This is a genomic window from Acinetobacter sp. ANC 3882, from assembly GCF_022549545.1.
Classification (GTDB): domain Bacteria; phylum Pseudomonadota; class Gammaproteobacteria; order Pseudomonadales; family Moraxellaceae; genus Acinetobacter.
Window position 1 is genome coordinate 716648 of sequence record NZ_JAKZGB010000001.1, and the last position, 23761, is coordinate 740408.

Below are 23761 nucleotides of genomic sequence, written 5' to 3' on the forward strand. Positions count from 1 at the left end.
ACATGGCTTATAGCGAAAAAGTAATTGATCATTACGAAAACCCTCGTAATGTTGGTGTCTTAGACAAAAATGCAGAAAACGTAGGTACAGGTATGGTCGGTGCACCAGCATGTGGCGATGTAATGCGTTTACAGATTCAAGTCGATGACAATGGCGTAATTGAAGAAGCTCGCTTCAAAACTTATGGCTGTGGTTCTGCAATTGCATCAAGCTCTCTTGTAACCGAATGGTTAAAAGGTAAAACGCTTGATGAAGCTCAATCAATCAAAAATATTGATATTGCGACTGAGCTTGCGCTTCCACCAGTAAAAGTACACTGCTCTGTATTGGCTGAAGATGCAATTAAAGCTGCGATTGAAGACTATCGTGGCAAAAAAGCGAAAGCTTAATTGATGACCGAAATAACATTGGAGTTTTCATGATCCATTTAACTGAAAATGCTGCGAGTCACATCAGCAATTACCTGCAAAATCGCGGTAAGGGTGAAGGTATTCGTATTGGTGTGAAAACTTCGGGTTGTTCTGGGTTGGCTTATGTACTTGAGTTTGTCGATGATGTCGACACGCACGACCAAGTATTTGAACAACTCGGCGTTAAAGTATTTGTTGATCCTAAAAGCTTAGTTTATCTCAATGGTTTAGAGATGGACTATGTAAAAAATGGTCTCAATGAAGGCTTTGAATTTAACAACCCAAATCAAAAAGGTGAATGTGGTTGCGGTGAATCATTTACTGTTTAACTTGCAGCACCTCTCTTTCTTTTCGTCAAAACAGTGTGTTCCGCACTGTTTTAACGTATTTATCAATAGCGGAATTCATCTCCCATGAATCATTTTGAGTTGTTCCAATTACCCGAAGCACTCGATATAGATTTAGCAGCTTTAAAAAAACAGTTTTTAAGTTTGCAACAGCAATATCACCCCGACAAGGCCATCGACAAAGATCAGGCATTGATCAAGTCGAGCGAAATCAATCAAGCGTATAAAGTACTTTCACAAGTTGATAGTCGTGCTGCATATTTGCTTGCCTTAAAAAAACAAGATCACCATCTTGACCAATCCATTAGTGATTTTGAGTTTTTGCAATCAGCACTCGAAATGCGTGAACAATTGGATGAAGCAACGTCGACAGAGCAACTCAATACGTTAAAAATTGAAATTCAACAGTGGATTGATAGTTTAGTTCGCGAATTTAAAATCGATTTTGCTGACGAAGACTGGGCTGAAGCACGTGATACTGTTCGTAAATTACGTTTTTTCCAACGTGTTATGAATGATATTGATAAAGCTGAAGATCGCATGTTGGACGAAGAAGAAAGCTTCGACCTCGATGATGATTTTTAATTCGCTGTTACCGATTATTTTCAAGGGATACCGCACGCATGGCGCTTTTGCAAATTGCTGAACCTGGTCAAGCTACTGCCCCGCATCAACATCGTATTGCGATTGGCATTGACTTAGGGACAACCCACTCTTTAGTGGCGACAGTGCTATCGGGAAAACCGAAAGTCCTACAAGATGACAAAGACCGAGTATTACTGCCGTCTATTGTTCACTATGCAAAGGACGCAACGACGTTTGGCTATGAAGCTAAACCGTTTATGCTAACTGACCCGAAAAACACAGTCGTTTCAGTAAAACGCTTTATGGGTCGCTCACAAGCAGATATCAAATTTCAGCATCCATACACCCTTGTTGGTGCAGAAAATGAAATGCCTGCATTTGAAACAGCTGCTGGACGTAAGACACCAGTCGAAATTTCTGCTGAAATTTTAAAACAGTTAAAAGATCGTGCTGAAGCAAGTTTAAGCAATCCTGTGAATGGTGCGGTGATTACTGTGCCTGCCTATTTTGATGAAGCACAACGCCAAGCTACGCGTGATGCTGCACAGCTTGCGGGCTTAAATGTTCTACGTTTACTCAACGAACCTACTGCTGCTGCCGTAGCTTATGGATTGGATCAAGACACCAATCTCAGTACAGATCGCAACTATGTCATTTACGACCTCGGTGGTGGTACCTTCGACGTATCAATTTTACGTTTCTCACAAGGTGTCTTTGAAGTTCTGGCAACAGGCGGACATACTGCGCTTGGTGGTGATGACCTTGATCGCTTAATCGTAAAATGGGCGAAAAAACAGCTCAATATCGAGACCTTAAGCGACGAAGAATATGCTGTCTTCATCATGGCTGCACGACAAGCCAAAGAATATTTAACAGATCATGATTCTGCTGAGTTAAAACTATTAGATGACCGTCTGACTTTAGACCGCCCAACATTTGAAACCATTATTCAAGTGGCACTCGATAAAACTATGAGTGTGTGCAAACGCGTATTACGTGATGCTAAACTTGAACTCGATGAAATTGAACATGTGGTCTTAGTGGGTGGTTCAACTCGCTCTTATGCAGTACAAAAAGCAGTTCGTGAATTATTTAAACGTGAGCCACTCTGCACAATCAACCCCGATGAAGTGGTTGCGATTGGTGCATCAATTACTGCAAACCAGCTCATTGGCAATAGCCAAGATGGTTCCTTACTACTTGACGTCACCCCACTCTCTCTTGGCCTAGAAACCATGGGCGGGTTGGTTGAACGTCTGATTTCACGCAATACAGCGATTCCTGTTGCACGCCGTCAAGAATTCACTACTTATCAAGATGGCCAAACTGCCATGTTGATTCATGTGGTTCAGGGTGAGCGTGATTTGGTTGAGCATTGCCGTTCATTGGGTCGCTTTGTGTTACATGGCATTCCTCCAATGACTGCAGGCCAAGCACGTATTGAGGTAACTTTCCAAGTTGATGCAGATGGTTTACTGACGGTATCGGCTAAAGAAACAACTTCTGGTGTTCAAGCGCAAATCGATATCAAACCGTCATATGGTCTATCGTCAGCGGATACTGAGCGCTTACTGGTAGAAGGTTTCCAATATGCTGAGGAAGATAAGCATCTTCGTCACTTACAAGAGACCAAAGTTGAAGCACAACGTGAGCTGGAAGCATTAGAGCAAGCTTTGAAAGCAGATACCGATTTACTTTCACAGCAACAGGCTCGTGATTTAATTCTTGCTGCTGAAGCGTTAAAAGCCCGTCTTAAAACAGATGAGCTTGCAGCGATTGAGCATTCTGTTCAACAGCTTAAAATTCATAGCGATGCCTTTGCTGCGCTTCGTATGAACCGACATATTGACCATGCCTTAAAAGGTACGAAACTTGAAGATTGGTCAAACTCAAACTAAAGGTATAGGTGATCAATATGCCACGTATTAAAGTTCTTCCTCATGCACAAATTTGCCCTGAAGGTGCAGAATTTGAAGTCGAACAAAACGCCAATCTATGCCAAAGTTTATTAAAACAAGGCATTAAAATCGAACATGCTTGCGACATGTCAGCGGCATGTACGACCTGCCATGTGGTTGTGCGTAAAGGTTTTGACAGCCTTGAAGAGATGAATGATGTAGAAGCTGACTTGCTTGACCGTGCATGGGGCTTAGAGCCTGACTCGCGCCTGTCTTGTCAGGTTGAGATTGTTGATGAAGATTTAGAAATTGAGATTCCTAAATACACCATCAACCATGCTTCGGAAAATCATTAAGTCGACTGGTTTCCACAGACATAAAAAGCTAGAGTTGATCTCTAGCTTTTTTATGATCAGCCAAAAATTAAAGATCGATGTGCGGCAGCACCTGCCATCGTGCCATCACCCACTGCAAGCGGTACTGAACCTCCTAAACGAGCAACATCACCGCAGGCAAAAATACCTGTCACGGATGTTTCCTTCATCGCATTGGTCTTTATTGCCTCTCCCATTGTATTCTGCTCAATCTCACAACCTAGCTTGAAAATCCATTCCTGAGCAATAGTACATTTGGTGGTTGCAAAAATACCATCCAGTTGAATAACAGAACCATCTGCAAGTAAGACATCACTATGTCCAATGATTTGCTGAATGAATCGTTTCTCGACCGTAACGCCCCGAGTAGTTAATTGGTCGAGTAATTCATCGGCTACAGGATAATCATTTAAGAACAGCGTGGTATTGCCCCAATCTGGCAACATCATCGCCATATGTGCAGCATGCTCAGAACTGGCAATAATGCCAATCTTACCTTGATTCAGTTCATAACCATGACAGTAAGGACAATGAAAAATGCTTTTACCCCAGCGTTCAGCCAAGCCCGAAATTTCAGGAAGCTGATCCGTAATTCCTGCTGCAATAATCAAGCGTTTGGCAGTGATTGAACGAGTGGCATCAATACATACCGCAAAACCACCGTCAACTTTTTCTACACGTTTTACCCGTCCATCGTCCCAATCCACAGTCTGATAAGCTAAAACCTGCTGTTTTGCAATGTGAACAATCTCACTGGCCCGACTACCGTCTTGGGTTAAGAAGCCATGTGAATGCTCTGCAAAACGATTTCTGCGCTGACCAGCATCAATAATGACTACTTTTCTGCATGCCCTCGCCAATGGCATCGCTGCTGACAAACCCGCATAACTTCCACCAATAATTGCAACATCGTACTGCATCTTTTTCACCATAATGTAACTTCAAAAGTTACATTAATGCTTTTTATTTCAATTTGCAACTTTTGATGTTACATTTAAATCTATTCTTTATTTCCATTCATCTGATGCGTACCGACAGTAAACTTTCCCGAATGCTTCATGTGCTACTTCACATGGCAAGACAAAATAAGACCTTCACGTCAGATGAAATCGCTCATATGTTGTCGACCAATCCTGTGGTGGTTAGACGAACCATGTCGGGTCTAAAAAAGGCTGGTTTTGTACATTCAGAAAAAGGCGCTGGCGGTGGTTGGCAATTAACAGGTGATTTAGAGAAAATTTCGCTTTGGGATATTTATCAAGCTGTGGGTGAACCCACTATTTTTGCGATTGGAAATGAAAGGGAAAATCCACAATGCTTAGTTGAACGTGTCGTGAATGCAGCTTTAGATCACGCCATACTAGATGCCAAAACTATCTTAACCCGACAACTTCAGGCAACCACACTCGCCTCTTTAGCACTTGAATTTGACCATTTATATGAAGTTCATGCAGATAAAACGACTGATTAACAAATTAGATATGCTGCTTATTATTATCTGACTTCATCATCTAAAGTCAGTTTAGGAATGCCTTGCGCATTGGTAATCTTTTGCTGGGTCTTGATACGCTGCACCATGTTTTCCAGAATTTCGACCAATTCAGGATATTCATAGTTTTGTACTTCTTCCAGATTTAAGACCAAATGAAAGCCTTTATAATCGAAATCAAACCACTTTTGCGTATCTGATTTCTTGCCTGTGAATTTCTCCATCACCTGCCAAGTTTTAACTGGACCTTGAATCCCTTTTAAATAGATCGGCACTTTCGGTACACATAAAAACTCGTTTTTAATCAGTTGATGGGTATCATCTGCAATCAGAATTTCATCAACTTCCGCGGCAGACTGCAAACGTGCGGCCAAATTTACGTCACGACCAACAATGGTATAGGCCATACGATGAGAAGCGCCGTAATTACCCACGTGACAATAACCCGTACTGATACCCATACGGATATGTAAAGCCGGATAACCCATTTTCTTCCAGCGTTCACGTAACAATTTCATTTGTTGACGCATTGCAATCGCCATTTCTACACAAGATTTTGCATCTTGTTCAACGCCTTGTGAGTTGGGGTCACCAAAGAAAATAAGAATCGCATCACCCATGAACTTGTCGACTGTCGCTTCATACTGCTTTGCAATTTCAGTCATATGACTCAAATAATCATTCAGCAGGAAGGCTAAGTCGTCAGGAATTAGGGTTTCAGAAAGCTCGGTAAAGCCTTGAATATCGGAAAAGAAAATCGTTAATTTTTTACGTTTATATTCAATTTTTGCCTCAGCCTCACCACGCATGATGGACTGCCACAATTGTAATGGCGCATAGCGGCTCAGTTGATTTGCAAAAGCAATATAACGCGTCATTTGATTATGATAATGTTGGCGTTGTTGGCCTAGAATATTCAAGCGACGGTGCTGGTAATAGTTACCAATCACGATAAACATCATCAAACCAAGCAGGCTCACGACTGTTAATTCAGGATTGGTCGGTTCAAAGTATTCTTCGGCGCCAAAAATCACAAAGGTACTGAAATAGAAAACAATGACGCCAATCAATCCGATTAAACAGGAGACGGGCAAGGAAATCTTATTGTTCAGCCCCACATAGAGCAATCCAAATAGAATGGTAAAGGTGGGAACTAAACTGAGATGCAATGCAGCGAGGACCAACGCGATAATGACTGCTTCATTGCCAAAAAGAACATTTTTTTCTATTTTTTTATCAAATTTATATTGCAGCCATTTTTCTAAACGAGGACAAAGCAGAAAATAAATAAGTAATAAAGGAAGAAGGTAGAGTTGATAGCTAGCACTAGTCGAGGTAAATGTATAAATTACCAAAATTAGTGACAGAATCGAATATCCCATCAAACGATGAAAATAAGCAAACTGTCTAGGTTCTTTATCAATCAACCTATCTAGTGGCACTCTATCCTCCTTTTTTTATTATAGAATACTGTATTTATTCTATTTTCTGGATCAGTCCATACGCCAATCAAATGGCATATCACCCTGTCCACGCAATGCAAGCATTAACGTTTGACGCATGTGCGCTAGTACTTCATTGCTATAAGGCACAGCTGGTGTTCCCCACACTGGCTTAGGCCATGCAACATCGTTTTGATAACGGACCACATGATGAAAATGAAGCTGAGGAACAACGTTACCTAAAGCCGCGACATTCATCTTGTCTGCACGGAATACACGTGACAGTTGGCTTGATAACCAGCTTGATTCACGTAAAAACTGTTCTTGGTCTGCTTGGCTTAATTCATATAATTCTGTGACGCCTGGTACACGTGGCACCAAGATTAGCCATGGAAATTGCATATCATTCATTAAACGACATGTTGAAAGCGGGAAATCGCCTACAAAAAATGTATCTTGAGCAAGTTGTGGATGCAAACTAAACATATCTTTATAATGATGCAAAATAATGATGATCAATACTATCACATCAGTTTTGATGTGAATATTATTAGTAACCCGTTTGATTACAAATAACAATGATTTTCCTCATTTATTGCATGAACATCTGATCAAAAACATCGAGATGTCATGCAAAAAACAGAACCCGCTCAATTAACCATCAATTTATAATGTTCAGCCTATCGATCGAGCTCACTCAAAAGCTTATTCAACAGATCCACAATGAACTGTATTCGCTTGTCATATTCAGCCAACTGCACCATGACTTTCAGACGTTGCCCACCTTCCATTCGATAATAGGTTGGATTCTTCTGCATCAGTTGGATAATACTCAACGCTTGTACGGGTGTATCTGGCGCAAATTCGATATAGCCACCATTACTGTTGATATCAATTTTGGTGATTCCAAGTTGCTCTGCTCGTAAGCGAAGCTGATGAACACTAAACAATTGCTTCACCGCTAGTGGAGGAATACCAAAACGATCGATTAACTCCATACGGATATTATCCAGTTTCTCTTGGGTATCCGTACCACTGATGCGTTTATAGAACAACAAGCGTTGATGCACATCACCAAGATAATCATCCGGAATCAAGGCTGGCATGTGCAAATTAATTTCGGCAGTCAATGATAAAGGCGCATCGAAGTTCGGTGTCTTGCCTTTCTGAATGGCTTTAGTTGCTTTCTCAAGCATTTCCATATACAGGCTATAACCAATCGCTTGCATGGAACCACTTTGTTGTTCCCCCAGCAACTCACCTGCACCACGAATCTCCAAATCTTCGGTCGCCAGCATAAAACCAGCACCTAGCGTTGAAGCACGTTGAATAGCATCTAAGCGTTTTTCAGCATCGCCTTTCAGATGTTTTAGCGATGGAACCAGCAAATAGGCATACGCTTGATGATGCGAACGTCCAACACGACCACGTAATTGATGCAGCTGTGCAAGTCCCAACTTGTCAGCACGTTCAATGATGATAGTATTGGCATTGGGTACATCAATCCCTGTTTCGATGATGGTTGAACAGACCAATACATTATATTCTTTGTGATAGAACTGCTGCATCACCTGTTCCAGTTCACGTTCACGCATTTGCCCATGTGCAACCGCAACACGTGCTTCTGGCACTAAGTTACGGATTGTTTCAGCAGCACGTTCGATGGTATCGACTTCATTATGTAAGAGGTAGACCTGACCACCACGTAATAACTCACGTAGAATGGCTTCTTTGACTGAATCATCGGTATGTTCTTGTACAAAGGTTTTTACGGCTAAACGACGTGCTGGCGGCGTTGCGATGATTGATAAATCACGCATGCCAGAGAATGCCATATTTAAGGTCCGTGGAATTGGCGTCGCAGTTAAAGTCAACATATCGACATCGGCACGCAAAGCCTTGATCCGTTCTTTATCACGAACCCCAAAGCGATGCTCTTCATCGACGATCATCAAACCAAGATTTTTAAATTGTATGTTCTCTTGCAAGATTTTATGTGTGCCCACCACAATATCGACTTTACCTTCAGCAAGATCTTCAATAATTTTCAGATGGGTTTTATTACTGCCAAAACGCGATAACACTTCGATACGTACCGCGGTATCAGCAAAACGGTCTTTGAAAGACTCATAGTGCTGCTGTGCCAAAAGCGTGGTTGGAACCAATACTGCAACTTGCTTATTATTCTGCACTGCCACATATGCGGCACGCATTGCCACTTCAGTTTTACCAAAGCCGACATCACCACACACCAGCCGATCCATCGGCTTGGCAAGCTGCATATCATGCAAGGTCGCATCAATCGCATTGGCCTGATCGAGAGTTTCCTCATAAGCAAAGCCACTGGCAAATTGCATATATCCAGTATGATCCAGTTCAAAGGCAAAACCAGGTTTAGATTGGCGACGTGCTTGAATATGCAGTAATTCCGCTGCCACATCATGGATTTGCTCTAAAGCCTTACGTTTCGCCTTGCTCCACGTATCTGTACCCAATTTATGCAGCGGTGCTAAGTCTGGATCACCGCCACTATAACGGCTGATCAGATGCAAATTGGTCACTGGTACATAAACTTTTGCAGCATCCGCATAATCCAGCTGTAAAAACTCATGATCTTGATGATCAATTTCTAAAGTAATTAAACCTGCGTAACGCCCTACACCATGATCGATATGGACCACAGGTGCGCCAATGCTCAGCTCAGTTAAGCTACGAATCAAGAACTCTTCGGAAACTTCTTGCTGACGTTTACGGCGACGTTGTACCACACGGTGTTCATAAAGCTGATTTTCTGAAATTACCGACAATTGATTGGTGAGTAATAAACCGCGATCTAAAGGTGCACTGGTAATCGCAATGTTTAGTTGAGCTTTTTGGAATTGAGCAAAACTTTCTACATTTTGGATATCACCCAAAATGGAACGCAAAGCATCTTTCAGAGTTTCACGACGTCCTGCACTTTCAGCCACCAGTAAAACAGGATGTTTAACTTGGTCGATATAATGTTTCACCGCTGCGAAAGGCTGCTCTTTTTTAGGATCAACCGCCAGTTTGGGTGGCTGTTCCGCGGCAATATTGAGCACACCTACTTTATCGTCATAAGCTTCTGCAGATGCTAAAATTCGAGGAAATTGATTCAATGCCTGCAACACATGATTCGGCATTAAAAATAATTCTTCTGGTGGCAAAATCGGTTGGTCAATGTTATGACGACGATCTTCATAACGTCGTACAACTTCTTTCCAGAAATTGATTAAATCATTTTCAATTTCATTATTTGTAATGACAACGCAATTATTAGGTAAGTATGTGGTGAGCATACTTTGTGCTTCCATCACTTTCTTTTCAAAGAATAATGGTAAATAGAATTCCAAACCAGGCGTCGCAATCCCGTCTAACACATCTTGATAGATTGGATTTTTCTTAGGATTTGCAGTTGGGAAGCTTTCTGCATAACGATCTCTAAAGGTCGAACGCCCTTCTTTTAGTGGAAACTCTTTTGCAGGTAACACGGTAAAGTTTTTTAATGATTCTGTAGTTCTTTGCGTCTCTGGATCAAAGAACTTTAAACTTTCAATTTCATCATCAAACAAATCAATGCGAATCGGTTGATCTTGCCCCGATGCATAAATATCCATGATGCTACCGCGTACAGCAAATTCCCCATGATCATAAACTGTATCTACTAAGCGATAACCAGCTTGTACCAATTGCTTTTTCTGTACTTCTAAATCAAGTTTTTGACCAATTTTAATATCAAAGTGCTCACCTACTACCCATGAATAGGGTGCAACACGTTGCGCCAAGGTACTGGCAGAAACCAGCAAAATACCCTTTTGTGGCATATTCGATAAGATTGCCAAACGTTCTGAAACGATATCTTGATGCGGAGATAAACGGTCATAAGGCAAGATTTCCCAATCAGGGAAAATGACGGGTTTGATTCCGTAAAATTCAAGTTCGCTTTCAAGCTGTGCTAGATGCTGATTATTTCTTGCAATAATGACGTATAGATTGGTGCTTTGGGTCGCAATTTCTTTGAATAATAGTGCCGCAGATGATCCAAGTAAGGAACCGATCCAGCGTTTTTCACCCGCTTTAAATTGTTGTAGGTTTAATTGAGAGATTTCTTGTTGAAACATAGAGAAAATCATGCAATCTAAAAAGATAAGTTCCCTATTTTAGCATGATGTTTTTTAGTTAAAGAAGAAATTCACTGTTGAATTAAATGCATTTTAATTTACTTAGGCTATTTCTTTATTCCAAAATAAAGAAAGCTCGTTTAGAGCTTTCTTTTCAGCAACCTTATTTTATACGTCAATTTTAAAGCCGACATTGACATCACAGGCTGCTTGCCCACCACGAATACCAAAATTCTCTGAGGGTAATTCTCTTAACATTATTTTGACGTGGTCTTTAGGAATACCAATCGGTTCAAGGTTGCTAACTATCTGTTTATAAAGCTGCCGTTTTGCATCTAAAGATCGCCCAAGAAAAGCATCAATGCTAATTAATGTATAGCATTCAGGTTGAGTCTTTTCTGGTGGACACTGAAAACGATGCGGCTCATGCACGACTAAACGCACATTTCGATCACTGGGCATGATTTTAAACGCACTTCTAAGTGCCGAATGGACTGCCTCCATAATTCCAAGTTCTACGTCTATTGTATATTGTTGCCTGACTTCGATAAGCACACTCGGCATTTTTTATTCTCCTACGATCTAGCGTGATGAAATCTTTATCTTTTTACTATTTTTCTAAAACCTTCTCTTCCGATATTAAATAAACTTTATGCTTCTGACTTTATCAATACTGTAATCAAATCACCCTAATTTGATGAAAATAAAAAAGCATCCTCCGAAAATTCCGAAGAATGCTTTTGATGATCTGATGATTAAGATGCGAGTTTTGCATTTGGAAAGAAACGCCCTTCCACAATGTCATAACACCATTGGAAGATAAATGTATAAATCAAAATACACATCGTCAAACCAAAATCTAGAATCAAAGCTTCAATAAAGCTCATGTTCATTAAATACGCAATAATAGGGATTGTCGCGAGCATCAGGCCGCCTTCAAATCCAATCGCATGTAGAATACGTACGGGGATCGTTCTTTCCCACTGGTATTTATGCTCAATTTTCTCAAAGTAATGGTTAAAGATCATATTCCAGAATACGGAAATAACAGCCATGATCGTACCGAGGATACCTGTTACTTCAAGTGGCATACTAAAAATAAAACTTAACGCAATCGCGATGATGACCAATAAAATCACTTCATAGCTAATTGCATGAACGAGTCTTCTTTTGGAAATCAACATTTCTATAACACTCTGTTGTTTGGATAGTCGCTATTTTATTTTTATAATATTGATCAATCCAATCAGGTTCTTTCAGTTTTTTTGACAGATGAATATTAATCAAGAACAATTACTCATGTTTCAAACCGTGATTGAAACAGGCTCTTTTTCAGCTGCGGCACGCAAATTAGGCAAAGTACCTTCTGCGGTCAGCATGTCAATTGCCAATTTAGAAATTGACCTCAATCTCAACTTATTTGAACGTGTTGGACGCGAACCCGTTCCGACAGCAGAGGCTATGGTGCTGTATGAGAAAACCCAGCAACTGTTGATTGAAATGAATCAATGGAAGCAGCATGCCCATGCCTTAAGCACTGGACTGGAATCCACTCTGAATATTGTGGTGGTTTCTGAACTATTGCATACCAACTGGACTGATTACATCACCCTGCTTGGACAACACTTTCCAAGTCTGGCGATCAACATCTTCTCTGCACCGCAAGAAGATGCCTTACAGATGCTACTTGATCAATCAGCGCAACTCGCACTGATGTTTGAGCGAGAACAATTGGATAGCCGTGAACAATTTGTGGAGTTAAAGCGAGAAGCATTGGTTCCCGTGATTGCTAAAAACCATCCTTTAGCAGAACTAGATCAAGTGTCATTTGAGCAAATGGTGCAAACTCGTCAAATTGTTGTCGCCAGCCGTGATAACACCATCAAACCAGAGCTGCTCTATTCCAAAGACTATTGGCGAACAGATAATCATCACTCTGCGAGTATGATGATTGTACGTAACTTAGGTTGGGGGGTGCTTCCTTTAGAAATGTTTAATGAAAACCCCGAATTGAAGAAGAAGTTAAAAATTTTAGAGCTTTATGATTTCACCCCAAAATTTGAATACTACGTAGATCTGGTGTGGAGCCGTGAAAGTGAATTAGGTGCCGCAGCGAGATTCTTGATTGATCATATTCGTAAACAGCGCCAACACGCCAAGTAATATAAAGATAACTTTAAGGAATAACGCTGCCAACAAAAGCGATGCTTTGCTTTCGGCTAGATTGTGTTATAAAAGAAATTACCAATAATATGTTTAAGTAAGAACGCTATATCAATGACTCAGACCGCATTAGACCAATTAAAAAATTTGACCACCGTTGTTGCCGATAGTAGTGATCTAGAGGCGATCGAAAAATTTCGCCCCTTAGATGCAACAACCAATCCATCACTGATTACTGCTGCCGCGGAACAACCAGAAAGCAAAGAACTGATTGAAGATGCATATACGCAAGCAAAGCAGGAAGGCTATCAAAGTGATGAATTAATCGAACGCACCATTGATATTTTAACTGTAAAATTCGGCGTCGAAATTTTAAAACTGATTGAGGGTCGTGTTTCAACAGAGGTTGATGCTTCACTTTCTTATGATACTGACGCGACGATTGCCAAAGCCCGTGAATTATCAAAACTTTACCAAGGTTATGGGATTGAACAATCACGTATCCTGATCAAAATCGCGTCAACTTGGGAAGGGATCCAAGCAGCCAAGGTCTTAGAGGCTGAAGGAATTCCTTGTAACCTCACGTTATTGTTTGGTTTACATCAAGCGCAAGCCTGTGCAGATGCGAAAGTGACTCTAATCTCTCCTTTTGTTGGGCGTATTTTGGATTGGTATAAAAAAGCTGAAGGTGTAGAGCAATACCCGATCGCCAAAGATCCAGGTGTGCTTTCTGTGAAGAAGATTTATAACTATTACAAACAGCATGGTATTCCAACTCAAGTAATGGGAGCTAGTTTCCGTAGTACTGCACAAGTCCTTGGTCTCGCAGGCTGTGACTTACTCACGATTGCACCAAATCTATTGGCTCAGTTGCAACAAGACCAACAGGTTATTGAGCCTCAACTCAGTGCTGAATTTGCTCAACAAGCAGAAAAAATTGAACGCCCTGCTCAAAACAAAGACAGCTTTAAAGCCGAACTTGAACAAGATTTGATGGCATTTCAATTACTGCAAGGCGGCATTGATGGGTTTATCAAGGCCCGAGATCAGCTCAGTTTATTGCTGCGTCAATCTTTTGGTATTGATGCTGAAATCAAACCATAATTAGTCGATTTTTCACCTATAAAAACCGATTTTTGTTATATTAGCGAAAATCGGTTTTTTAATGAGTTCATCGTGTTCGGCATAACAGATTTAACCACTTATATTATTGGTACAATCTTAATTGTGTTACTCCCCGGCCCGAACTCTTTATATGTGATGTCAGTGGCTTCTCGCTATGGGATCCGTACAGGTTATGCTGCCGCTTGTGGTGTATTTACAGGCGACTTTATTTTAATTCTCTGTACCGTATTGGGTGCAGCGTCTTTACTCAAAGCATTTCCCATTCTGTTTATTATTCTAAAAATAACGGGTGCATGTTATCTCGCTTACTTGGGTTTTAAGCTATTACAGGGTTCTTATCAGACTTGGAAAAATCCACCGCATAATGCTGAACTCGCTGATTTACCTAAACTCGATCAGATCCATCCCTATCGTACTGCGCTCAGTATTAGCTTACTAAATCCTAAAGCAATCTTGTTTTTCCTCTCTTTCTTCGTTCAGTTTGTTGAACCAAGTTATGCCTATCCCGCATTAAGTTTTTTAATTCTGGCAATCATTCTGCAAATCATCAGTTTCAGCTATTTAACTGCCTTGATTTTTTCAGGGATCAAATTGGCAGGATTTTTTAAGCATAATTATAAGCTGGCAGCAACTGGCATTTGTTTGGTTGGCATCCTGTTTTTTGGTTTTGGTTTAAGATTGGCAACCTCAACCATTTCCTAATCAGAACTTTGATCAAATGATCAATTTATTCAATCATCTTAGAACTACGATTTAGTGCATATTAACGATATACTTTTCAACAAATTTTAAACAAGTATAGATGCATAGATGCAACGTCTTATCCAAGATTTTTCAATCCCTGCTGTTTTCGCTGGTTTTATTACCTTTTTGATTGGTATTAGTGTTTCTGCAATCTTGGTGATCCAAGGTGCTCAGTCTTTAGGTGCCAACACCGCTCAAATCAGCTCTTGGTTTTGGGCCTTGGGTCTTGCAATTGGATTATCAGGCCTACTTCTTTCTTGGAAGTATAAATATCCTGTGGCCACCGCTTGGTCGACGCCAGGGATTGCTTTAATCATTGCCTCTACTGGACATTATGATCTCTATGAGGCGATAGGTGCCTTCCTCATCTGCGGTATTGCCATTGCGATTGTTGGTTTCTCAGGTATCTTCCAAAAACTTTTGGCCCATATTCCTCAGAGTTTAACTTGTGCCATGCTGGCAGGAATCCTGTTAAAGTTTGGTATCCAAATTTTCAGCAGCTTAGAAAGCCATCTCGGTTTTGTACTGAGCATGCTGGTGATTTATCTGGTTTCAAAACGCTTATTTCCACGTTATAGCATTGTGCTGACCGTGATTTTAGGTGCTGCAATTTGCCCATTGTTTATTGACTTTAAACTACAAGCAATCACATGGTCACTGACTCAACCGATCTGGATGCAACCCTCATTTTCATGGTCTGCTTTACTTGGTCTGGCATTGCCCCTGTTCGTCATCAATATGACGTCACAGAACCTTCCAGGTATTGCTATGATCAAAAGCTATGGCTACCACCCACATGTCAATCAATTGGTCGGTTGGACAGGTGTTGCACACGCAGTATTTGCTCCTTTCGGCTGTTTTTCAAACAACTTGGCAGCAATTAGTGCCGCAGTCAGCTTGGATGATCAAGTGCATCCAGACCCAAGCAAACGTTATATTGCAGGCATCAGCTGTGGATTGTTTTATATTCTCATGGGGCTTTTTGCAGCAACCTTGGTTAGCCTGTTGATGTCATTCCCGCAAATCTTTATTGTCGCCCTGGCTGGAATCGCCTTATTTGCGACAATTAGCCATAACATTGCAGTTGCTTTCTCAAATGTTGAAGAACGTGAAGCCGCACTGCTTACCTTTTTATGCAGTGCTTCTGGTATTCAGTTTTGGGGAATTGGTTCGGCATTTTGGGGCTTATTATTAGGTATCTTTGTGCTGATCTTATTTAGATTTAAAGCAAAAAATAAGCCTTAGTTGAACTAAGGCCTATTCGAAAAAATGGGAGGATCATAGTTTAAATGCTACTTTTCCTCCAAATCCTTCTGCGCTTCTTCATCATTTAAAATACGTCCTGCTTTTTTAGGACGGATCAATGGTGCTGTTGGACGTGGATGTGAATGCGTATATTGTAGGCCTACACCTGCATAAACATCATCGGCAGCGATCTCTGTTTCAAAACGCTCATCATCACGATCACGAATTTCATCACTAATGCGTTGCACTTCATCTTCGTCAACACCCAGTTCCTGTAAAATCACTCCGCCGAACTTAATCGCCGATTCAAAGGTTTCACGGATCATATAATCCACTTTCTGTTTGACTAAATAGAGTGAATGTTCACGGTCATAAGAACGAACCAGCAGTTTTGCCAATGGGAACTCATGCGTAACCAACTCGACAATTCGATTGGTGGTGTCTTTACTGTCCACACAGACCACGATAGCTTGAGCGGAAGATGCACCTGAAGCATGTAAAATATCTAAACGACAACCATCGCCATAATAAATTTTAAAGCCAAATTTCTCGGCATTTTGAATCATGTCGATGTCATTATCGATAATCGTAACATCGACACCTCTTGCCAAAAGCAATTGACTGGTAACCTGTCCAAAACGACCAAAACCAATCATCAGGACACTGCCACTTAAGCCTTCGGCGATATTTACATTATCCAAATTAATCTCATCTTTGGTTTCAGTGAAACGCTTAAAGATAATACCTAAAATTGGCGTCAAGACCATCGACAAGACCACAATTGCGGTGAGATTCGACTTCACCGAATTATCAATCACTTGGGCACTAACAGCAGCCGCAAACAGAACAAAGGCAAACTCACCACCCTGTGCCATTAATAATGCTCGATCTAAAGCTTCGGTATGTGGGCTCTTGGTGACACGTGCCACGATGTAAATCATCAAGGCCTTAGCAAACATCATGGCTAAAACACCGCTGACAATCAGCTGCCAATTCTGTGCAACGACAGATAAGTCCAGTGACATTCCGACACCGAGGAAGAAAAGCCCCAATAACAAACCACGGAACGGTTCGATATCTGCTTCAATTTGATGTCTAAAGGTTGACTCGGATAACAATACTCCTGCCAAGAAAGCACCCATCGCCATTGAAAGTCCACTGACTTGCATCAGCAAGGCTGCGCCTAAAACGACAAGCAATGCTGCTGCCGTCATCACTTCTCGTGCTTTTGCGGCAGCCAGCAATCTAAACAGTGGATTTAACAACCAGTACCCTGCAGCAATTAAACCTGCAATCGCAATTAAGCCAATGCCGATACTTTCTAAACGGGTTGAGGTGGTCTCAACCACGTGATTGGGTGCCATAAAGGCAACGATGGCCAGTAACGGGACAATCAATAAATCTTCAAATAATAAAATTGCGACAATCTTTTGACCTTGTGGTTGGGCAATATCTCCTCGATCCCCCAAGAGCTGCATCACAATAGCAGTTGAGGTCAGGACAAAGCCTGCCGCGCCAATGAATGCAACCTGCCAAGTAAAACCAAATAAAATCCCGACACCCGTCAATGCCAAGGCACAGGCAATAATCTGCAAAGTACCTAAGCCAAAGATTTCACGCCTTAAACTCCATAAATGTGAAGGCTGCATTTCCAGACCAATCACAAATAAATACATCACGATCCCCAGTTCTGCGATATGCAGAATCGAGGCCGAATCGTGGAAAAAGGCAAAACCAAAGGGGCCAATAATCAATCCTGCGATGAGATAACCTAAGACTGAACCCAACCCGATACGTTTAAAAATAGGGACGGCAATAACAGCAGCGGCCAACAAGACCACTGGCGCAATTAAACTAATTGAATGTGCTTCTGAACTCATACTGTTCTCATTGTTTTCAAGCTGGTTTCATTTTATGTGAAACAATAAAAGTCTTATATATCATTTATGGGATAATGCATCCCAATTCAATGCTTTAGAATAGGTAGAATACGGCTAATTGATTGCATTCTTATCCCAAAATGCCTGTCTAATTTGTGGCATGGCATTGAGATGATTAATAATATGCTGTGCTTCTTCGGCTTCAATCGAGGTAGCGATCAAAGTCACTTCAATTTCAACTTCTTTTTCACCAAATGGCGTGACATCAATATCTTTGGCCGGATAATTATGATGTTTCAATGTTAGATTCAACTCATCCATCACCACCTTACTCTGACTGCGATCGCAAATAATATAGATGACATGTAAAACTTCTGTGTCATCATCAATTGGTCGACGGTCAATCACATGGACAATCGGTCTTAATAACGTATTTGCCGCTAAAATAAATCCAGTAGCCAATACCGCTTCAATGATCAAGTCCGAACCTGCAGAAGCGCCAACCGCTGCTGAACACCACAGTGTCGCAGCCGTATTTAAACCATGGATATTGCCTTCTTGACGCATAATGACACCTGCACCCAAGAAGCCAATGCCTGATACCACATAGGCAATCACACGAACTGCCCCTTCTGCACCGGTTAAATTGGTTGCAATATCAACAAAGATAGCAGCACCAACAGCAACAAGAACATTGGTTCTCAATCCTGCTGTACGTTGTCGATACTGGCGTTCCAGTCCGATCAATGCACCTAAAATGAACGCAGCAGACAGGCTGATCAAGGTATCTGCGATATTCGATAAATCAATATTCTGTAAAAATTTTAATTGCATCTTACACCTATTTATTATCAATGATTTTAATGAGGGCTAAACTGAATTTAAGGCAATTATGATGATGGCGTATAACTTATACCCAGCCCAAACCAATGCTGTTTTAAGCGATGTAATCGGTCACCAAAGGATGCTTCTAATGTGAGGATATTCGGGATAAGACTATACTGCACTGCTGTTTGGAAGAATGGTGCTTGACGGTCTTGATTATAGGTTTCAAGTGTTAAGCCAACGCGCTCTGACACATTATAGGTTGAGGCAACACCCCAGCGTAGCAAGCGTTCATCGGCATGCTGATAGCCTAGATTAGTGTCCAAAGCTAAACGTTGATTTAAAAGTTGGAAACTCACAGGGACATTAAAAAACCAGTCCAAATCACCACCATGATGTAAAACATCATCACGTGATAGCAGCAAGCTACTGGCAACACCCCAATCATTGTCCATCGGCTTTAAAATGGACTTGGCTTGCGCTGAAAAACCATGAATCTGATCGATGTCTTTACTTGAATGATAACCCAATGAAACTTCTAAATTTTGAGTGAGGTTACAGGCAGGTACAACTTGATAGGACCAAGTTCGATCTTTGTTATAACTATAGGTACTTTCTAACTGACAATGCTGTGCTGTAGTAATAGACACATCATCAGTATTGATGAGTGGACCAGCCTTACTCTTTTGTGTGAACAACAATCCACACAATATAAATACGTTGAGAACAGCAAACCATTGAATGGAAGCGTGAAAAAACATAGGCTTCTCCCCATTTTTAGGTGAGAAACTAAACAGGTAGCAGTCAATACAATAAATTTTGTGAATACAGCAAAATTTTATAGAAGGGTGAAAATGATTTTTCTCAAAGCTATCTCATTGCAAGACAGCCGACCTAAAAGGCTAACTTGCTCAGTATTCGCCTTGGTTTAATCCATTATTAAACCCGAACCTCGAACAACTTCCCATTTAGGATCTCCGTGAATAAACTCAACGGCATTATAGGACATGCAAACTGATTCACAAGTCCTATTTTATGAAATTTTTATTGCAAAGCTCAGCAAAAGCATTAAAACAAATTTAAATTACAGTTCTCTTACTACAACTGTTTTCGCCATTTTGTCATGCCACCCTTGCTTTTTAGGATCAAAAGCCACCCAGATTAAACCAATAAAAAACACTAAAGTTGCTGGAATATAACCAATGTAGCGAATAATGGCTTGCCCGACAGTTACATTTTCACCCGTTTTTTCATCCAACACTTTTAAACGCAATAAACGTTTACCCGGCGTTCCTGCGAATTTAATCCAACAGAAAATATAAAATACGGCAGCGAGAATTTGCCATATCCAATCTGCCGTAGACATAAATTGGAATGATGAGAAACCATCAGAAGCAACGGTCGTATTACCGCCACCAAAAATCATGGTTAATGGAATCATGGCAACGATTACAATAATTGAATCAATAATCGCGGCGCCAACTCGTATCCAGAAACCCGCGTATGCATATTGTTGAGACATATTTTCCCCTCACTTTTTTATTTCTATAAAAATATTGATAAATAATAACCTGTTGTTGCAATGATTTATATTGTGTTTTGTTTTAATTCTCGATCAAAAAAATCAACTGTACGTTGCCATACGACTTGGGCCTCTGGCATGCCACGACTCACGCTACGAAAACCATGCGGCATATTATAGGTATAAGCTTCGACACGCTCACCTAGCTGCTGAATCAGTTTATTACGCTTGGTTGCTGGGCAAAATGGATCTACAGTCGACCAATGTCCCTGTAGTATTCGAACCTCATCCAAGGATTCTTTGTTTGGAACACCTGCCCCCTGAATCCCCAAAGAATGGTGATATACCACAGGTGCCAGCATGTCATCACGTTTGGCCATTTGTATGACGTAGCCACCTGTTAGGCATTGTCCGAGCATACCTAAACGGCCATTACATCTCGGATCTGCTTTGAGCCCATCCAGCAGAACATGAATTTCTTGATTGACCTCACTGTCAGCTGCATTGATTCGCCCTGCTTTACTTACCATTGCACGAATACAGTATTTCACTGCACCACCGCTAAATAAGTTGGGCACGTAAACCAAATAGCCATGATCAGCCAAGTCTTGGGCGTCTTCACGATAGACATCCAAAATGCCAAATAACTCGTGCAGCAATAATATCGCAGGTGCCTTTTCCGTCGTTTGTGCAGGTGTATACACTTCAACTTCGATTTGACGTGTTGGTAATGTGATTGTTTTTATTTCCATCTCAGTCATCCGTTGCGTTCGAATGATTTCCATACTATTTCTGACAATTACAATTGTCAAATAAAAAAGGATGCCTGACAGCATCCTTTTTTAATACATTTAACTGGCCTATTAAATACTTAATAAGCTGTTCAATGTTTCCGCGACATTTTTAGATTTTACTTTCGGTTGTAATGCTTTGAGTGCCTGTTGTACTTGCGAACGCTGCGGTTCCGCCAAGGTATACCAACGAGACAGAACTTGCAGTAAGCGAGAACCTAAAATTGGATTTTTTTCATCTAAATATACAGCAAGATCAATAAAATGAGCAACACCAAAGCTCCATGTATTGACTGGATTTGCCGCTAGGCCACCACTCACTGCACGAATACGGTTTGGCGTACCCAAATCATAATCCACATGTTTGGTCAGATAGTCAATCGTTTCTGCGCTTGCACACGGATTTGAAGCTTGAATGCCAAACCACTGGTCTAAAGACAAGGCTTCATCTTTAAAGCGGTTATAGAAATCAGCCAATGCTGCTTGGGCTTGTGGTGCATCATTCCACACCAAAACACGTAATGCGCCTAAACGCTCAGACATGTTTCCAGTTTGTTGATATTGCGCATAGGCTAAATCAAATACACTATCGTCACCCTGTCGTGCCAGCATATTCAACATGATATTTTTGAGCGCACGCACACCCATAGCTAAAGAAAACTCTTTCTGCAAATCTGGATCTAAAGCCAAATAGGTCTCTGTCCAAAATCCACCCAAGTCACGTGCTAAACGATCCAGGACGGCTTCACGCTTTTCACGGACCAGTTCAGGTTCGTAGTCTTGATCAATACGGCTACCCAAATAATTTTCACTTGGGACATCAAATAAACGTGATGCCAATAATGGATCTTTATTCACTAATTCTGGCAAGGTATTTTTAATCGCCTGAATATAAATATCTGCCTTATGATCTTCTAATAAGATACGTTCCAACAAGGTCTGTGTTGCTTGCCATTGGTTAAAACCGTTGGTTTCATGTTGAATCAGGAAAGCAAGATCATCATCAGAATAATCAAATACCAAATTGACTGGCGCTGAGAAATTACGCAATAACGAAGCAACAGGTTGTTCAGTTATCCCTGTAAATTCAATGATTGCCTCGTCTTGATCGAATAAGTACACACCATCTTGAACGTCATTTACAAACAAATCAGTGCTGTGCAAGGTGTATTGTTCACCAGTATTGGCATTGAACAACGCCAAAGCTACTGGAATAGGCACAGCCTTTAAATTTGGATATTTAGGATGTACTTTTAAGCTTTGTTTGAAACTCAAACGATAAGTCTGTGCAGTGGGGTCAAATTCACCTTTCGCTTCCAGCTTTGGTGTACCTGGTTGGTTATACCATGTCAGGAAATTGGAAAGGTCAACACCTGAGCCTGCACTCAATGCAGCAACCCAATCTTCAACCGTAACTGCTTGCCCATCATGACGCAGGAAGTATTCATCTGTGCCTTTACGATATTTTTCTTTGCCCAGTAAAGTCGCCATCATGCGGTTAATTTCAGCCCCCTTCTCATACACTGTCGCGGTATAGAAGTTGTTGATTTCAACAAAATGGTCTGGACGTGGCGGATGTGACAAAGGACCCGCATCTTCAGGGAACTGATGTGATTTTAAAACAGCAACATCATCAATACGTTGCACGGCGGCTGATTGTAAATCTTCAGAGAAAGACTGATCACGGAAAACAGTTAAGCCTTCTTTTAAACACAATTGGAACCAATCACGACAAGTAATTCGGTTACCTGTCCAGTTATGGAAATATTCATGTGCAATGACCGACTGTACCCGCATAATTGCAGCATCAGTTGTATATTCTTCATCCGCAAGCACACATGAGGTATTAAAGATATTTAAACCTTTATTTTCCATTGCGCCCATATTGAACTGGCTTACCGCAACGATCATATAATTATCAAGATCATAAGGGCGGCCATAATGTTCTTCGTCCCAACGCATTGAATGCTTTAATGCTTCCATGGCAATGTGGCATTTTGGAATGTCTTTTTCAATTGCATAGATTTCTAATGCAACATCACGGCCTTCCGAAGTGGTGTAACGATCTTTAAGCACCGCCAAATCACCAATCACGCACGCAAATAAATAGCTTGGCTTTTTGGTTGGGTCTTGCCAGATTGCAAAGTGACGGCCATTACCTGCATCACCTGTTTCCAATAAGTTCCCGTTTGCGAGCAATACTGGATATTTCTTATCTGCTTCTACACGCGTAGTAAATTCAGCCAGCACATCGGGACGATCTGGATAGAAAGTAATTTTTCGGAAACCTTCTGGCTCATTCTGAGTAACAAATAAATCTCCAGCCTGATATAAACCTTCAAGCTGCGTATTAGACTCTGGATGAATCACCACTTGAATTTGTAGAATGACCTGATCTGGTGCATCAGTGATCACCAATTGCTCATCATCTAAATCATATTGCGCTGCGCTCAGGATTTGCCCATTCAGTTGAATTGACTTCAACTCAAGATCACGCCCTAAAAGCACCAAGGCACCAGTTGTCTGACGCTTCATCACCAAAGTAGAGTCAACAATCGTATGATCATCATAGACTTGAATATCTAAATTAATTGATTCAACCAAGAAAGATGGCTTTTGATAATCTTTGAGGTAAATGGTTTGATCTGCTTGTACGGGAGGTTGTGCAGCAATATTCATCAGTATTCCTTATCTTTCATCATGTCGTTTAGATGGTCTTGTTAGCAAGACTTCTTGATTAAAGTCATTCAGTTGCACAAATCATGCCTTGTATCGCCTA

22 protein-coding genes are annotated in these 23761 nt (G+C 41.0%); 10 read left to right on the forward strand and 12 right to left on the reverse strand.

Going from position 1 to position 23761, the window contains the following annotated elements:
* Positions 1-2: 2 nt before the first annotated feature.
* The 5 genes from iscU (at position 3) to fdx (ending at position 3596) form a co-directional block, all read left to right on the forward strand.
* Positions 3-389, forward strand: coding sequence for a Fe-S cluster assembly scaffold IscU (iscU, locus tag MMO42_RS03600; RefSeq protein WP_004652980.1), 387 nt, complete (start codon positions 3-5; stop codon positions 387-389).
* A 29-nt stretch (positions 390-418) separates the two neighbouring features.
* Complete coding sequence (gene iscA / locus MMO42_RS03605; protein WP_004807977.1) at positions 419-739, forward strand: iron-sulfur cluster assembly protein IscA; 321 nt, start codon at positions 419-421, stop codon at positions 737-739.
* Positions 740-823: 84 nt separating this feature from the next.
* Positions 824-1342 carry a Fe-S protein assembly co-chaperone HscB gene (gene hscB / locus MMO42_RS03610; protein ID WP_241319356.1) on the forward strand — a complete coding sequence of 173 codons (519 nt, stop codon included), beginning with the start codon at positions 824-826 and terminating at the stop codon, positions 1340-1342.
* A 38-nt stretch (positions 1343-1380) separates the two neighbouring features.
* On the forward strand, positions 1381-3240 hold the full coding sequence (hscA, locus tag MMO42_RS03615) for a Fe-S protein assembly chaperone HscA (RefSeq protein ID WP_241319357.1): 1860 nt from the start codon (positions 1381-1383) through the stop codon (positions 3238-3240).
* 17 nt (positions 3241-3257) lie between these two features.
* Entirely contained in the window at positions 3258-3596 is a 339-nt protein-coding gene (fdx, locus tag MMO42_RS03620; protein WP_005152126.1) for an ISC system 2Fe-2S type ferredoxin, read from the forward strand.
* 56 nt (positions 3597-3652) lie between these two features.
* Here the strand turns inward: fdx and MMO42_RS03625 are convergent, their stop codons facing one another.
* Positions 3653-4534, reverse strand: coding sequence for an NAD(P)/FAD-dependent oxidoreductase (locus MMO42_RS03625; RefSeq protein ID WP_241319358.1), 882 nt, complete (start codon positions 4532-4534; stop codon positions 3653-3655).
* Positions 4535-4638: 104 nt separating this feature from the next.
* Here MMO42_RS03625 and MMO42_RS03630 point away from each other — a divergent pair, with 104 nt between their 5' ends.
* Positions 4639-5085, forward strand: coding sequence for an Rrf2 family transcriptional regulator (locus tag MMO42_RS03630; protein WP_241319585.1), 447 nt, complete (start codon positions 4639-4641; stop codon positions 5083-5085).
* A 23-nt stretch (positions 5086-5108) separates the two neighbouring features.
* Here the strand turns inward: MMO42_RS03630 and MMO42_RS03635 are convergent, their stop codons facing one another.
* The 5 genes from MMO42_RS03635 to aceI all read right to left on the reverse strand — a co-directional run bounded on the left by MMO42_RS03635 (position 5109) and on the right by aceI (position 11871).
* Entirely contained in the window at positions 5109-6545 is a 1437-nt protein-coding gene (locus tag MMO42_RS03635; RefSeq protein WP_005152124.1) for an adenylate/guanylate cyclase domain-containing protein, read from the reverse strand.
* Between the two features lie 51 nt (positions 6546-6596).
* Positions 6597-7031, reverse strand: a complete 435-nt coding sequence (locus tag MMO42_RS03640) for an HIT family protein (RefSeq protein ID WP_032857985.1) — start codon at positions 7029-7031, stop codon at positions 6597-6599.
* Between the two features lie 194 nt (positions 7032-7225).
* Entirely contained in the window at positions 7226-10687 is a 3462-nt protein-coding gene (gene mfd / locus MMO42_RS03645; protein WP_241319359.1) for a transcription-repair coupling factor, read from the reverse strand.
* Between the two features lie 168 nt (positions 10688-10855).
* The gene (locus tag MMO42_RS03650) at positions 10856-11251 is read right to left on the reverse strand and encodes a tautomerase family protein (RefSeq protein WP_005152119.1); all 396 of its coding nucleotides are present in this window, start codon (positions 11249-11251) and stop codon (positions 10856-10858) included.
* A 191-nt stretch (positions 11252-11442) separates the two neighbouring features.
* Positions 11443-11871, reverse strand: a complete 429-nt coding sequence (gene aceI / locus MMO42_RS03655; protein WP_005152117.1) for a chlorhexidine efflux PACE transporter AceI — start codon at positions 11869-11871, stop codon at positions 11443-11445.
* 88 nt (positions 11872-11959) lie between these two features.
* On the opposite strand from aceI, the gene MMO42_RS03660 reads away from it, so the two are divergent.
* The 4 genes from MMO42_RS03660 (at position 11960) to MMO42_RS03675 (ending at position 15964) form a co-directional block, all read left to right on the forward strand.
* Positions 11960-12850 carry a LysR family transcriptional regulator gene (locus tag MMO42_RS03660; RefSeq protein WP_005293123.1) on the forward strand — a complete coding sequence of 297 codons (891 nt, stop codon included), beginning with the start codon at positions 11960-11962 and terminating at the stop codon, positions 12848-12850.
* 114 nt (positions 12851-12964) lie between these two features.
* A complete protein-coding gene (tal, locus tag MMO42_RS03665) occupies positions 12965-13954 on the forward strand; it encodes a transaldolase (protein WP_241319360.1) in 990 nt (329 codons plus the stop codon).
* A 72-nt stretch (positions 13955-14026) separates the two neighbouring features.
* Positions 14027-14677, forward strand: a complete 651-nt coding sequence (gene leuE / locus MMO42_RS03670) for a leucine efflux protein LeuE (RefSeq protein ID WP_005293118.1) — start codon at positions 14027-14029, stop codon at positions 14675-14677.
* Positions 14678-14785: 108 nt separating this feature from the next.
* Complete coding sequence (locus MMO42_RS03675; protein WP_241319361.1) at positions 14786-15964, forward strand: benzoate/H(+) symporter BenE family transporter; 1179 nt, start codon at positions 14786-14788, stop codon at positions 15962-15964.
* A gap of 47 nt (positions 15965-16011) precedes the next feature.
* Here the strand turns inward: MMO42_RS03675 and MMO42_RS03680 are convergent, their stop codons facing one another.
* The 6 genes from MMO42_RS03680 to pepN all read right to left on the reverse strand — a co-directional run bounded on the left by MMO42_RS03680 (position 16012) and on the right by pepN (position 23661).
* Entirely contained in the window at positions 16012-17844 is a 1833-nt protein-coding gene (locus MMO42_RS03680) for a monovalent cation:proton antiporter-2 (CPA2) family protein (protein ID WP_005293112.1), read from the reverse strand.
* A gap of 114 nt (positions 17845-17958) precedes the next feature.
* Positions 17959-18678 carry an MgtC/SapB family protein gene (locus MMO42_RS03685; RefSeq protein ID WP_005152097.1) on the reverse strand — a complete coding sequence of 240 codons (720 nt, stop codon included), beginning with the start codon at positions 18676-18678 and terminating at the stop codon, positions 17959-17961.
* A 56-nt stretch (positions 18679-18734) separates the two neighbouring features.
* A complete protein-coding gene (locus MMO42_RS03690; RefSeq protein ID WP_241319362.1) occupies positions 18735-19430 on the reverse strand; it encodes a hypothetical protein in 696 nt (231 codons plus the stop codon).
* A 323-nt stretch (positions 19431-19753) separates the two neighbouring features.
* Positions 19754-20191 (reverse strand): RDD family protein, encoded by a 438-nt coding sequence (locus MMO42_RS03695; protein WP_241319363.1) that lies wholly within the window; start codon positions 20189-20191, stop codon positions 19754-19756.
* A 65-nt stretch (positions 20192-20256) separates the two neighbouring features.
* Positions 20257-20943, reverse strand: a complete 687-nt coding sequence (locus tag MMO42_RS03700) for a dienelactone hydrolase family protein (RefSeq protein ID WP_241319364.1) — start codon at positions 20941-20943, stop codon at positions 20257-20259.
* 111 nt (positions 20944-21054) lie between these two features.
* Positions 21055-23661, reverse strand: a complete 2607-nt coding sequence (pepN, locus tag MMO42_RS03705) for an aminopeptidase N (protein WP_241319365.1) — start codon at positions 23659-23661, stop codon at positions 21055-21057.
* Positions 23662-23761: the final 100 nt, after the last annotated feature.

Bases quoted from the DNA above. Each gene is read 5' to 3' on its own strand.
- iscU (WP_004652980.1), top strand. From the start codon at position 3: ATGGCTTATAGCGAAAAAGTAATTGATCATTACGAAAACCCTCGTAAT.
- MMO42_RS03625 (WP_241319358.1), bottom strand. From the start codon at position 4,534: ATGCAGTACGATGTTGCAATTATTGGTGGAAGTTATGCGGGTTTGTCA.
- fdx (WP_005152126.1), top strand. From the start codon at position 3,258: ATGCCACGTATTAAAGTTCTTCCTCATGCACAAATTTGCCCTGAAGGT.
- MMO42_RS03695 (WP_241319363.1), bottom strand. From the start codon at position 20,191: ATGTCTCAACAATATGCATACGCGGGTTTCTGGATACGAGTTGGCGCC.
- MMO42_RS03650 (WP_005152119.1), bottom strand. From the start codon at position 11,251: ATGCCGAGTGTGCTTATCGAAGTCAGGCAACAATATACAATAGACGTA.
- MMO42_RS03675 (WP_241319361.1), top strand. From the start codon at position 14,786: ATGCAACGTCTTATCCAAGATTTTTCAATCCCTGCTGTTTTCGCTGGT.
- MMO42_RS03690 (WP_241319362.1), bottom strand. From the start codon at position 19,430: ATGTTTTTTCACGCTTCCATTCAATGGTTTGCTGTTCTCAACGTATTT.
- MMO42_RS03660 (WP_005293123.1), top strand. From the start codon at position 11,960: ATGAATATTAATCAAGAACAATTACTCATGTTTCAAACCGTGATTGAA.
- pepN (WP_241319365.1), bottom strand. From the start codon at position 23,661: ATGAATATTGCTGCACAACCTCCCGTACAAGCAGATCAAACCATTTAC.
- MMO42_RS03685 (WP_005152097.1), bottom strand. From the start codon at position 18,678: ATGCAATTAAAATTTTTACAGAATATTGATTTATCGAATATCGCAGAT.
- MMO42_RS03630 (WP_241319585.1), top strand. From the start codon at position 4,639: ATGCGTACCGACAGTAAACTTTCCCGAATGCTTCATGTGCTACTTCAC.
- mfd (WP_241319359.1), bottom strand. From the start codon at position 10,687: ATGTTTCAACAAGAAATCTCTCAATTAAACCTACAACAATTTAAAGCG.
- hscA (WP_241319357.1), top strand. From the start codon at position 1,381: ATGGCGCTTTTGCAAATTGCTGAACCTGGTCAAGCTACTGCCCCGCAT.
- MMO42_RS03700 (WP_241319364.1), bottom strand. From the start codon at position 20,943: ATGGAAATAAAAACAATCACATTACCAACACGTCAAATCGAAGTTGAA.
- MMO42_RS03640 (WP_032857985.1), bottom strand. From the start codon at position 7,031: ATGTTTAGTTTGCATCCACAACTTGCTCAAGATACATTTTTTGTAGGC.
- tal (WP_241319360.1), top strand. From the start codon at position 12,965: ATGACTCAGACCGCATTAGACCAATTAAAAAATTTGACCACCGTTGTT.
- MMO42_RS03680 (WP_005293112.1), bottom strand. From the start codon at position 17,844: ATGAGTTCAGAAGCACATTCAATTAGTTTAATTGCGCCAGTGGTCTTG.
- iscA (WP_004807977.1), top strand. From the start codon at position 419: ATGATCCATTTAACTGAAAATGCTGCGAGTCACATCAGCAATTACCTG.
- aceI (WP_005152117.1), bottom strand. From the start codon at position 11,871: ATGTTGATTTCCAAAAGAAGACTCGTTCATGCAATTAGCTATGAAGTG.
- hscB (WP_241319356.1), top strand. From the start codon at position 824: ATGAATCATTTTGAGTTGTTCCAATTACCCGAAGCACTCGATATAGAT.